At 41.4% G+C, this 12,142-nt stretch carries 12 protein-coding genes; 5 read left to right on the top strand and 7 right to left on the bottom strand.

Going from position 1 to position 12,142, the window contains the following annotated elements:
- The first annotated feature begins 158 nt into the window (after positions 1 to 158).
- Positions 159 to 581, top strand: coding sequence for a MarR family winged helix-turn-helix transcriptional regulator (locus IQ264_RS09190; protein ID WP_228061399.1), 423 nt, complete (start codon positions 159 to 161; stop codon positions 579 to 581).
- A gap of 17 nt (positions 582 to 598) precedes the next feature.
- A complete protein-coding gene (locus IQ264_RS09185; RefSeq protein WP_193980452.1) occupies positions 599 to 1,867 on the top strand; it encodes an MFS transporter in 1,269 nt (422 codons plus the stop codon).
- A 186-nt stretch (positions 1,868 to 2,053) separates the two neighbouring features.
- Here the strand turns inward: IQ264_RS09185 and IQ264_RS09180 are convergent, their stop codons facing one another.
- From IQ264_RS09180 to IQ264_RS09155, 6 genes are all read right to left on the bottom strand, one after another.
- Positions 2,054 to 2,617 carry an HMA2 domain-containing protein gene (locus tag IQ264_RS09180; RefSeq protein WP_193980451.1) on the bottom strand — a complete coding sequence of 188 codons (564 nt, stop codon included), beginning with the start codon at positions 2,615 to 2,617 and terminating at the stop codon, positions 2,054 to 2,056.
- Positions 2,618 to 2,795: 178 nt separating this feature from the next.
- A complete protein-coding gene (locus IQ264_RS09175) occupies positions 2,796 to 4,364 on the bottom strand; it encodes a hypothetical protein (protein WP_193980450.1) in 1,569 nt (522 codons plus the stop codon).
- A complete protein-coding gene (locus IQ264_RS09170; RefSeq protein ID WP_193980449.1) occupies positions 4,333 to 6,735 on the bottom strand; it encodes a heavy metal translocating P-type ATPase in 2,403 nt (800 codons plus the stop codon). Before IQ264_RS09170 ends, IQ264_RS09175 begins: the two co-directional genes overlap by 32 nt.
- 166 nt (positions 6,736 to 6,901) lie before the next feature.
- On the bottom strand, positions 6,902 to 7,228 hold the full coding sequence (locus tag IQ264_RS09165; RefSeq protein WP_193980448.1) for a hypothetical protein: 327 nt from the start codon (positions 7,226 to 7,228) through the stop codon (positions 6,902 to 6,904).
- 63 nt (positions 7,229 to 7,291) lie between these two features.
- Positions 7,292 to 7,678, bottom strand: coding sequence for a hypothetical protein (locus tag IQ264_RS09160; protein ID WP_193980447.1), 387 nt, complete (start codon positions 7,676 to 7,678; stop codon positions 7,292 to 7,294).
- A gap of 213 nt (positions 7,679 to 7,891) precedes the next feature.
- Positions 7,892 to 8,215: a DUF5132 domain-containing protein gene (locus IQ264_RS09155; protein WP_193980446.1), complete on the bottom strand. Its 324-nt coding sequence runs from the start codon at positions 8,213 to 8,215 to the stop codon at positions 7,892 to 7,894.
- 369 nt (positions 8,216 to 8,584) lie between these two features.
- Between IQ264_RS09155 and IQ264_RS09150 the strand changes: the two genes are divergently transcribed.
- From IQ264_RS09150 to IQ264_RS09140, 3 genes are read left to right on the top strand one after another with little or no spacing between them, the layout of a single operon-like run.
- Positions 8,585 to 9,769 carry an EcsC family protein gene (locus IQ264_RS09150; RefSeq protein WP_193980445.1) on the top strand — a complete coding sequence of 395 codons (1,185 nt, stop codon included), beginning with the start codon at positions 8,585 to 8,587 and terminating at the stop codon, positions 9,767 to 9,769.
- 35 nt (positions 9,770 to 9,804) lie between these two features.
- On the top strand, positions 9,805 to 10,038 hold the full coding sequence (locus IQ264_RS09145) for a hypothetical protein (RefSeq protein WP_193980444.1): 234 nt from the start codon (positions 9,805 to 9,807) through the stop codon (positions 10,036 to 10,038).
- Positions 9,981 to 10,607: a glycine zipper family protein gene (locus IQ264_RS09140; RefSeq protein WP_193980443.1), complete on the top strand. Its 627-nt coding sequence runs from the start codon at positions 9,981 to 9,983 to the stop codon at positions 10,605 to 10,607. Before IQ264_RS09145 ends, IQ264_RS09140 begins: the two co-directional genes overlap by 58 nt.
- A 38-nt stretch (positions 10,608 to 10,645) precedes the next feature.
- Here the strand turns inward: IQ264_RS09140 and IQ264_RS09135 are convergent, their stop codons facing one another.
- Positions 10,646 to 11,875: an RNA-guided endonuclease InsQ/TnpB family protein gene (locus IQ264_RS09135; protein WP_193980442.1), complete on the bottom strand. Its 1,230-nt coding sequence runs from the start codon at positions 11,873 to 11,875 to the stop codon at positions 10,646 to 10,648.
- Between the last annotated feature and the right edge of the window lie 267 nt (positions 11,876 to 12,142).

Here is a 12,142-nt window from a genome sequence, read left to right as displayed (position 1 = left end):
TGATTAAGCAAAAGTAGAGATAAGGTAGTAACTCTTTTTAGAGTAAAATTGCTGCTCTATATTTTCTTAACATTAGCGATGAGCGTGAGGTTAAAAATTAAATGGGGAAAAAGCAACATAATCGAAAAATTACGTCAGAAAAGTGTGCCGCTAGAGTTATGGAAACAATCCCGCTAGCAATGCGATTTATCCGTGCAGATATTCGTTCTCGCAATTCTACAACTATGTCTGTACCGCAATTTCGGACGCTGGCATTTTTGGATCGTAATCCTGGTGCATCGCTTTCTGATTTAGCAGAACATTTGGGAGTCACCCGTGCGACTGCTTCAGCAAATACAGAACGGTTAGTACAACGGGATTTTGTGCATCGTTGTGACGATCCAAAGGAACGACGACGAGTAGTTCTGAATCTGACGGAAGCGGGAAAGGTTCATTTAGAGGAATGTCGATCGCAAACTCGATCGCGCATTTCCGACTTACTTAATAGTTTGACAGAAGAGCAAATTCTTCTAATTGAAGAAGGATTAACTCTGCTCAAAGATGTGTTAGAAGATAAATCCTTAGAGCCTCCTGAAGAATGAAGTAATGGTTTTCAAAAATGTGGTGGACAACAAAAAAACAAGTAACTGAAAATGTTTTAATTACAGATCGGCATGACCCTTTTGCTGCTCTCAGATTTCGCAATTATCGATTATTTACTATCGGTCGTTTATTGCTGTATTTGGGTTATCAAATGCAAAGTGTGGCTGTGGGTTGGGAACTGTACGATCGCACTGGTTCAGCGATGGTTTTGGGTGGGGTTGGGTTGATACAAGTTATTCCCATCATGGCTTTAACTTTAATTGCTGGAGATTTAGCCGATCGGTTCGATCGCAAATTTACCATGCTTTTAACAATTTGGCTCCTCTCCTTTTGCTCCTTCGGTTTAGCCATTCTTTCCATCACCAAAGGTTCAATTTTTCTCATTTATAGCTGCTTATTATTAATAGGTATTGCTAGAGCATTTAGTAAACCAGCAACCGATGCTTTTGTTTGGCAATTAATTCCCAAAAGTGCTTTTACAAATGCCGCCACTTGGAATAGTAGTACATTCCAATTTGCCTCAGTTGCAGGGCCATCTTTAGGAGGAATTATAATTGCCCTTAAAGGAGGAGCTACAAATGTCTATATACTGGCAGGAATTTTAGCTTTTTTGTGTTTAGTTGCAGTAGCCTTAATTCCTAAACAGAAAAAGACATTATCCAAAGAACCTTTGTCACTTAAAGCTTTGTCTGGAGGAGTAAAATTTATTTGGAAAAATCAACTAATTTTAGCAGCAATTACCTTAGATTTATTTGCTGTATTGTTTGGAGGAGCAGTCTTTTTATTACCAATCTATGCCAAAGATATTTTACACGCAGGCCCAGTAGAATTAGGTTGGTTACAAGCAGCCCCTGCGATCGGGGCTTTAATGATGACAGTAGTTTTGGCTTATTTACCTCCCTTTCATCACACGGGAAAAGTATTACTTTTGTCGGTTGTAGGTTTCGGCATAGCAACAATTATTTTCGGTCTTTCTCGTTCGTTGTGGCTATCATTATTAATGTTATTTTTGACTGGTGCTCTTGATAGCATCAGCGTGGTAATTCGGCATACTTTGGTACAGATTCGTACTCCTAATGAATTGCGCGGTAGAGTATCAGCTGTGAATAGTGTTTTTATCAGTATGTCTAACGAATTGGGCGGTTTTGAATCTGGTTTAGTTGCTGCCTTTTTTGGGCCAATATTTTCCGTAGTTAGTGGAGGTATTGGCACAGTACTTGTAGTCGTGGCAGTAGCTTTGATTTGGCAAAAAATGTGGTACTTGGACTCTATCCATGAAGATTAGAAGGGGAGCATCCCGATTTTGTAAGGGCGAAGCATTCTGGTAGTAAATCTCTGGTTTTAAGTAATAACTTATCTGCCGGAATGCTTCGCCCCTACGTATATATTTGCAAAATTGGGATGCTCCCGATTAGAGAGACTTCTTGTAAACCACTAAAGCGTTCACAACAAATCAGTCTGTTGTGAACAATCAAATTAAGGATAATTCTGAAGCTACTATAAAACAGAGGGAACCCAAGATAAAAAAAGGAGTACCTGGTAAAATGGGCAACAGCAAACCAATGATACCTACTAAGAAAAAAATTGTCCCCATAAGCTCTAAGAGAATGATTGACAATCTGTGGAATAGGGGCTTAATTTTATGATGTAACTGAGTCGAATCATCAAAAATTTGGAAATTAAATGTTTCTTGATTAACTATTGTTGGAACTACTACCTCTACTACTTTGGGTGCGGAAACAATTAGCGATCGAACCATCCGTGCGGCATTTGTGTTTTCCTGATAGTACATTGTCAGAGATTTTGCCATCTGGTTGATATTAACTTCAGTCACACCAGCAATGACTTTTAGCATCTGAGTTAAGCGATCGCCATAATCTCGATCGTAAGCTAATCGGGAAATCCGAATGCGAATTCTTCCCTGGATTTGATGCACTATTTCATAACCACTTTTTAAATACTCTCTAATTCCAAATGCACCGTTGGCTAGAGCTAGACTACTAAATTCTTCTGGGGTCGCAAATGCAGATGTCATCGTTGTTTATCCTACACTTTTAATGAACGGTTGGTACTTTTAATAATTAAACCTAGATTACCGCATCAATATGTTCTTTTGAACCAGCTTTTCCTAAATATTGACTATAGATTTTGAAAAATTAACCTGAAAGAGCCAAAGTTGCTATCGCAGAGAAGCTTCCTGATTTTCAGAAGAACTATAATGACTCGATCGCACTTGCGTATGTGTAGTGTCGATCGCCAACTCGGAATCTAACGCAAGTTGTTGTTACACTTTTCCCTTCAAATAAAGGATGCTGATTATTAATAAATTCTGCCACCAAAGCAGACCCATTATTTACAATCACGTTAACTATGGGATTTAATCCAAAAAATACACCGCCACAAGTGACTATTAAATTGGGAAAAAAAACGATCGCCGTATTTTGATAGACTCGCTCATAAGCTTTTTTGGCAATTTCGATCGCATTCACCAACCCCCACCAATCCCGATCTAAAAGCACTACATCAGCTGGGGTTTTCACTATTTCTTCTATTGTCCAATTTGGTTGTGTCATTAATACAGAAATATCAGCATTGGCAGAGATTGACTTAGAATATTCGCCGATCGTTGCTACGCGCTTCCCTGAAGATTGTAGGGTTTTAATATGATTTACTGAGATGATGTGGCTGATAGGAATACCCAACCATTTCGCTCTCATAGCTATTGTTTCAGGGTAAATATCAGGATTATGGAGTAAATAAACACTGATTCCTTGGTTTTGTAAGACTGCGATCGCTTCTCTGGTAGAAGTGCAAATTGTATTGTCTCGTAGCCCCGTATCTAACACAATAGTATCTACCTGTGCTAGCTTTTCCAGAACTCCACCACTGCGAATGTAAGCTCCCTGCTGAACTGCAAGCACCAAAGCTGATAGTAAAGTTGTCGAAATAGAAATGGGAATCCCACTACCGAAGTCTAATTGAAATGGTGCGATCGCTGCACTCAAATTCCCCGTAGCCGCAAAAATCGCTCCTCCCATCAAAATCGTTGGTACTATTGCCTCTCGCAAAAAATGAGCTTGAGCAGCCCCCAGTTGGGTATCATGTACCGGAGCCGTTTGGATCTGGTGAGCAATTAATCTTGGCAAATTATCGCTTACTTCCGCTGCTAAAATTACCTGATTTTCCCAGTTTTGGGCATTTGTTTTGCGCCAACTGCGCCGAGATTCTACTAAACAGGTTTTCAAAGCGGGAGCAACAAAATTACCCTGTACCGTATGTAATCCCATCCAGAGAGAATCTAGCAAGTCAATATTAGGTTGGCGATCCTTGAGTAAACTATCTGTGGCACGATTAAACCAAGGCATTGCTGCTGCTGCGATCGCACCTCCCACCAACACCACAGGCAGTTCTAAAGGAACCGCCAATAATGCCAAACTGAGACTAAGTACAGGCAAAGTTAAATCTCGCCATTGATTAACCAGTGGGATCAAATCTTCTGAATCAATACCTGAATCTGAGACATTAGTTGTAGTTAAATTAGCTGCTGATTGGATGCAAGTATTAAGATAATTTTGGGCAGCTTCAATAGCGATCGCATCTTCCTTGTAAGTGACAATGAGCGATCGCGCAGCTTGATTGATGCGAACTGCGATCGTCATTTCCCAAGATTCAACCAGTTGCTTAAGCCTATCTGTGAATTTGCGATCGCTACCAATTTTATCAACGCGAAGACGACAACGCCCTGGAATACTATGAATAAACAACGGCAGGTTTTTGTCCATTACCATTTGTTTGATTGTTTACTGATTCAGTGATTTCCACAACATGATGATGACTGTGCAAGCGTTCCGCTTCTTCTTCGATTTCCGCAGCACTTAAACGATGTCCTAACGGAGTTACATCACCGGGACCTAGTAATGGTCGCAAACCGTTCAACTCGGCTAAAATTGCGGTTCCGTTGTTAATAACAACTGCCAAAATTGGATCTAAGGCGAAGAAAATACCGGATAGGAGTGCGCCAATATTGGGAACAGCAACGATCGCAGTATTTTGCCAAATAATCTCCATCGTATGTCGAGCGACTTCGATCGCCATAATCAATCCCCGCAGATCGTTTTCCATCAGCACTACATCAGCGGTTTCTCTGGCGATATCTGTTGCTCCAGCAAATGAAATCGACACATCGGCATAAGCAAGCGCAGCTGAATCGTTAATCCCATCACCGCAGAAGGCTACAGTCTTGCCGCGATCGTGAATTTCTTTGACTACTTCGACTTTCCGTTCCGGGAAAGCTTCGGCATAAACATTGTTGGGATTGATGCCGAGATTACCTGCGATCGCTTTTGCTACCCGACTCACATCACCCGTAAGCATATAAGGACTAACACCGAGACTCTTCAACTCGCGAATCACATCTTTGCTTTCTTCACGAGGAGGGTCACTATACATGACTACTCCCAAAAGTTTACCATCACCAGCCACATAAACTAAGGATTGTCCACTGGTGAGAGCGTTGGGATAACGGCGCTCAAATTCGGTCAAATCAACATTCTCTGTTTTCATGAATCGCGGACTACCGACGCGAATTTCGATGCCATCAATCTTGGCTGCTACACCTAAACCGACTTTGTATTCCCATTCTTCGCAGGTTTTGAGCGTTAATCCCCGATGGTTGGCACAGTGAACGATCGCTTCTGCGATCGGGTGAGTTAAGCGTTGTTCTGCTGTCGCCGCTAATACCAAAAGTTCATCGGAGGTAAAACCATCGTCCATTACCGCAACGTCATTAACTCCCGCGTGTCCGACAGTCAAAGTCCCGGTTTTATCAAATACTACTGTATCAATGCGAGCTAAAATTTCGATCGCGCGACCGCTGCGAATCAACACGCCATTCCGGGCTGCATAAGTCAAAGCTGATAAAATCGAGGTCGGTACGGAAACGCGAATTCCTGTACCTAAGTCTAAGGTTAAAAGTGCGATCGCTCGATTCAAATCACCACTCAATAAACCTACACTCGTACCGATCAACAGGGTAGGAATCACAGCCTGATTAGCTACCATTGCCGCATAGTTTTCAATCCGGGTATCATGCACAGGAGCAGCTTGCATCAAATTAACAATCACTCCCGCACGAGTATTGTTTCCAGTGCGTTCGGTTAAAATTCGTAGTTGTCCATCTGACACTAAGGTAGAAGCAAAGACTTCATCGCCTTCTCGCTTGGTGACGGGAACAGATTCTCCGGTTAGTTTACTTTGATCTACCGATCCAGTTCCTTGAATAACAATCCCATCTACGGGAATCTGATCGCCAGGGAATACGATGACATAATCGCCTTCTACAATGTCTTTAACCTCGATTTCTATTTCTTGTCCATCGCGGACGACGATCGCAGTTTTCCCCAAACAATCTAACAAGTTTAACGATGCTCGTTCGGTGCCTCTGGCAGTCAAGTCACGAATCGTTTCTCCGCCTTCGACTAAACCTACCATAAACGCAGGTGCGAAGTAATGCCCTTGTGCGGTGTGTAGTGCGATCGCTAATCCATCAAGAAAATCAATAGTTAGTTGCTTTTCTTCTCGAATCGCTTCGATCGCTCGATGAAATACAGGCATTGCACTAGCAATCACCACCGCACCAATCACAAAACTAGGAATCGGTGCGCCCAGCAATGCAGCTACACTGAGAACTAACCCTGCAACTGGCAATCCTAAGCGTTCAACAAAGTCGATTTCGTTACTGCTTTCTGATTTTTCTGCTTTTGGTTCTTCGCTGGTGTAGTTTGCTGGAACTTCTGTAGTTGCGGCAACTTGAATCGCTCTAAATAATCTTTCTTCAATTTTGATTAAGGGAATAGAAGTATCTTCTGCGTTGTAGTTAACTACTAAAGAACTAGCGATCGCATTAATCTGTAAATCCGTCACAAAGTTCAATTTTCGCAAAACATATTCCAGTTGATTTACATACTCGTCATCGTAAGAAAGCCGAGGAATACGGAGGCGAAACCTCCCCGCAGTCCAATGAACTACTTTATAATGAACTGTCTCTACTTGGCAGATTGGCTTGTCATTAATTACAGTTTTTTTAGCTCCATTAGAAACTATTGAATTAAAAGGATTTCCATTTAACTTCACATCACTTCGGGCAATAGTCATGTTTTCTCCTAAAACGCAAAGGTATTGGGGATTGGGGAGTCGAAGAAGTGGGGAGATGGGGGGATGGGGAAAATATTTCACTACCTCTTCAACTCTCCCTACCGTTCGACTGACGCTCACGGAAGCCTCCCCAGTCCCCTCTTTTAAACTAAATTTGAGACTAAATTCACGACCAAACCAATGATGCTAGAAACATATATAACAGTACAATAAAACCCAAAAGTGCTTTATTACTCGGTTCTTGCTGGGCTGACCGCCTCATGGTTGCTTCTGCTGTTGAAATCACCATCATTAGGATAATTAGCCCTAGATCGATCGCAACACCCACAACATAAGTTGTAATCAGTCGAATATCTTTGTAAACAAAGGGTAAGGGTAACAGCCAATAAGTTAGAAAAGTAATAATACTAGACAGAATCAATCGATTTTGAGGCTCAATCATCCTGTTCAATAGCACCAGATATGAATGTGAACGTTGTGGGTGTCTGGACATTTTTTTTATCGCCCAATGACTAATAGATAGCTGCTACCTATCCTCCTTATCAGTTCCTAAAATTTAGTTACCCTCAACCTCTATTGTCCGGGGTTGAGTTGTGGTATCAGCTGCTTGACGTTCTGATTTTTTTATTTCATAATCTGCCTTTGCTTCTGCTACAAAATCCTGAAAAGATTCACTGGCTTCTGCAAATGTTGTTTGAATACTTTCTACAACATCCATCCCCCAGACCATTGCATCTTTAGCAAAATCTCGCGCTGTTTCGCCAGCAGAACTGACTGTTTGTGTTACGGGATTTTCTGTAGATTCCGCAGCACTTTCTTCATCTTGCTTGTTTACCATCGAACTCACGGTTCCGATAATAGGTGCGAGCAAAATCGCTCCGATCCCTACGGCTATAGCAGTTATTGGTTCAATTCCAAAGAGTAGTGATTCGATCGCTTCCATGATTTATCTTCACCTTAATTTTTTACAACAATAGGCAGTTTACTGAACTCAAATACACTTATTTATCGATTACTTAATCGATTACTTAAACGTTTGCTACAAATGTTTAGGATAGATGGGTTTTGATTTCTAACTTATTCAGATAGTATTACTATCTTTTCGTCCCTCCCCTCCCTATATATTTGTATTAACCATTTATGTAAACGATATTACTTAACTAATTTCGATCTCTTGACGAGGAGCTTCAGAGCCACCATTTTCATCTGCCTTTTGTCTGGCTTTTTTCAGGTCATTCTTTGCTTCTGCCATTAAATCTTGCACAGATTCTTGGGCTTCTGCAACCGCAGATTGAGCATTATCAAAAGCTTGGAAAGCTAAAACCATTCCTTCTTTAGCAATGGAACGGGCGCTTTCTGATAACTTGCTACCTGTTGCTGAATCGATCGCCGCTACCACAGGCGCAGCTACCGCTACACCAATACCGATCGCCGCCGCTGTTAAAGGTTCTAACCCCAACAGGAGTGCTTCCCATTCCATTCTGAAAACCTCCCAAATCAGAAATATCAAATAAAGCTGAACGAACTTTATCAAACAAAAGTGACAAATACGTGCAAAATTGAATGAAATTAAATTTATCGACTCTCTGTTGTAGTGGAGAGACTGACTTTACTGATTATTTTGTGTACGAGCAGCCAATATATCTGGAAAAATTCAAAAAATTTTAGTTATTTTTCTATTGCAAAATTGCTAAAATTTTGATAGCGTGACTAATAGCAACGTCAAGAATAGTAAAAATAAGACAGTTCTTATACCTTGAGATTTTTTTAAAATTCTAACTTAGAAATAGTTGATTAAATTTAATAGATGATTTGCCTAGAAATTTATGCGTAACTAAGAATCAACTTTATGAATAAAAAGGCTATTGCAAATGTAGAATTTAAAGTAATTCACAAAATCCCTGGACGTATCCGCCTGGAGATTCCCATGCTGAAAAGCGATGATATTTACAGGTCGGTTTTAGAGAAATTGCTGGAGTCTACGAAGGGTGTGACAGGAGTTAGAATTAATCCGATCGCCAGTTCCATTGTCATCAAGTACGATCGCCAAACCATTTCCGAAACAGATTTAAATTGTCAAATCTCCACAGCAATCAAAGCTGCCAGCAATTATCCTGTCACGTTGCAACTAAATCAAGTTCCTATTTATGAAGTAATTCAATTAACTGAATACGAAACTAACCAGTTCAAAGAGATTCTAGACTGGTTGGATGATAAACCATTTTGGTTGACGGAATTGCTCGGTTATGTTTTAAGTGCAACCAAGGGATTAATAAGTTGGATAATTCCCGATCCGATATTTACCAAAATTGGTGCAGCTTGTGAGAGAGCGATGGCGAACTGGCAGCAAGATTGGCAGGAACTCAAACCGCAGGCATTGGTTGAAGATTATCATCAATTGCGTTATGGCGATTTGGAAAAGTGCGATCGACTAGCAGCGGAAGTTGCAAAACGTTCCTTGAAGCAAGTCACAGCAGAGGGAGGCATCACTGAAGTTGCGGAAATTTTCGGGGAAATACTGAATGATGGGTTAGCGATTGTATTAGCCCTGCGAACCATCCACCGGATAGGATTGTGCTACGGTTACGCCCCGGAAAATGTGCAAGAAAAAGCCTTTGCTTGGGGAGTATTCAATGTCGGCATTGCTCAAACGCAGCAAGAACGACAGGAAGCGAGGAAAAATATCGGAAACTTGCGTCTAGCACTAGATGAAAAGAAGCTGGAAAAAGAAACTTTGGAAAATTCGATCGAAGAAGATGCAGATGATTTGCTGATTGATTCGACGATCGAACAGGCACTTACCGCGCTAACAGAGGAAACTGCTGGGGGTATTGTTCCAGTTTTGAGCATTTTCCTCGGTTTGTGGGCAGATCGCAGCATGATTTCCGAAATCAGCACAGCAGCAAAGCGGGAATTTCAGTTGCGTTGGTTACTAGACAATCAAAAAATTGCCTGCGTGAACTCAGATCTTGCACCAATGGAGGTAGAACCTCCCACATCTCGTTCCCAGGTTCAACCTGGGAACGAAAAATAGAGGCTCTGCCTCCTGATGCAACTCAGTGAATACAAATGTTTTATGAGTTGAATTGGGTGTGCGATCGACTAATTGAATCTCTGCTAAATCCGAAACCGGAGAAAGAAAAAATTCTCTCTTCTTCAATTACCATTGCTCACAAAACAAACGGACGCATTCGGCTAAAAATTCCCCGCCCCTACAAACTACTCAAAACTCAAAACTTAATTTTATGTCTCACAAATCTCACCATTCAGAGTCTCACAAAGACGAATCTCACAATCCGTTAGATGAGCTATTTCATGACTTACAGCATACAGTTGATCAAACAGTAAAGCAGGTGAATGATTTAGCTAACCAAGCATCTAACACCGTCCAAGATATTAGTAAACAAGCTGTGGATAGTGTGAATGCGGTAGTTAGCGATCCGAATCAGCTGGTAAACCAAGCTGCGGAACAACTAAAGAAAGTGACGGATCAAGCAGTAGATCAAGTTAATCAAATATCTGAGAATCCTAGCAAATTGGTCGATTTGGGGGCGGGAATGACTGGAGGAATGGCAGGTGGGGCTGTAGGCGAGGTGATTGGAGGTGCGATCGGTGCGGTTGCTGGCCCAGTGGGTGTAGTTATTGGTGCTGAAGCAGGCGGATTGGTGGGGCAAGTGATTGCTACACAGCAGTCTAGTCATCTCTCCCACCAGCTATTACATTCTCAGGAGGAAGAAACCAACTCCACTGAAGAATTTACAGAAGCATTTCAAAAAAAAGGTGCAGAACAGGTAGGCGAAACGCTGGGAGAAACCGCTGGTGTCTTTGTAGATAAAACTGTGTTCTGCTCCGAAAAACTTACCCAAATCTAACTAAACTTGTTAATTTGACATGGTGTTTCCTTCCTGCTTCAACCAAGGGTGTCGGCACCAACTTGTCCACAAGCGTTAATAAGTTCAGGTCGAGCCGACCTTACTTTTTCTTCAGGGGCATTTTCCAAGTTGATTGAGGCATTTAAGTCCCTGTCCATCACATTGTCACATTTTTGGCAATCAAACACTCTATCTGATAGCTTCATTTCCTGAATGTGACCACAAATTGAGCAGGTCTTGGATGAAGGAAACCATCGGTCAACTAACTCCACCTTAGTTCCATAGTGGCTTTGCTTATAAACCAATTGACGACGCACTTCATAAAAGCAATTATCGCTAATCGCTGCCGCCAGTTTCCGATTCGCCATCATCCCCGAAACATTTAAATCCTCAATCCGAATGCAATAAGCGCGACGACTTAAATCAGTTGTCATTTTCTGAGTTGTATCGCGGCGAATATTGCTAATCCTGGCATGATGCCTTGCCAGTTTGACATAATAATCCCAAGCGTTTTTAGATGCCTTAACTCCTAGTTTCTTACTACCTAAAACTTTGTTACGATTGCGCCATTGCAGTAGCTTTAGCTTGGTTTTCGCTCTTTTATTAGCTTCTGGCATGGCGTAACAAGTTCCGTTACTAACAGTTGCCAAAGTTTTTACTCCCAAATCAACTCCAACTCGTTCAATTGGGTGATAAATCGGAGGAACTTTATCAGCATCCAAAGCGAAAGAAACAAACCATTTATCCGCAGTTCTACTAACAGTAAAAGTTTGCGAACTACAAATAAAGCCTATCTTTTCCTTAAGCCTGAATTCCTTTAGCCCAGGAAGCTGAATTCTTTTACCTGGTTTGATGACTACCCGATTAGTAAAAGGGATTGCTTTTTTACCTTTTTCTGGGTAAATACCTGACGTTTTGTAAACCGTAAACGAATCACCTTTCTTTTTGGTTTTCTTCTTAGGGAAACCGCTCAATCCTTGTCGCCATCTTTTAACAGCTTTTTTCAAGTCGATGAAAGCTGACTGATATACGGTGGATGGGTATTGCTTTGTCCAGGCATATTCAGGCGTTTTCATGATTACTTGGGTGAAGACTTGCTTAATGGAATCAATCCTTTTGGAGTCACTCTTATTAACACCTTCAAAACTCCAACTGGTGACTAGCATATCCAGCCCAAAGTTGTAGACAAATCTGCGAAAGCCAGCCATGCCACGCATTAAAGAGGTTTCTTTGTTATTTAGTTTTAACTCTCTTTTTATGGCGTACATTACTAACTCTCAAACCTGATATCCTTATAGCATAAGGGATAGCCAATAAATACCCATAAAAAGTGAAAGATTGTCAATTGGCCTCTCGAGAGATGCAGCATAATCGTTTCAGACAGTATGCCGCATCTCAAGACAAGACGATTAAGCTTGCATCGCATCTAAATTGTATATTTTTGGTGTTAGGCAAAAACCGTCAATCCCTCTCCCCATCCCCCCATCCCCCCATCTCCCCATCAGCCTAAATATTCAATTTAAATGCGTAGCAGT

This window comes from [Phormidium] sp. LEGE 05292, from assembly GCF_015207735.1.
GTDB lineage: Bacteria > Cyanobacteriota > Cyanobacteriia > Cyanobacteriales > Aerosakkonemataceae > Floridanema.
Note: the sequence above shows the minus strand (reverse complement) of the source record. Positions and strands in the feature narration are given on the sequence as shown.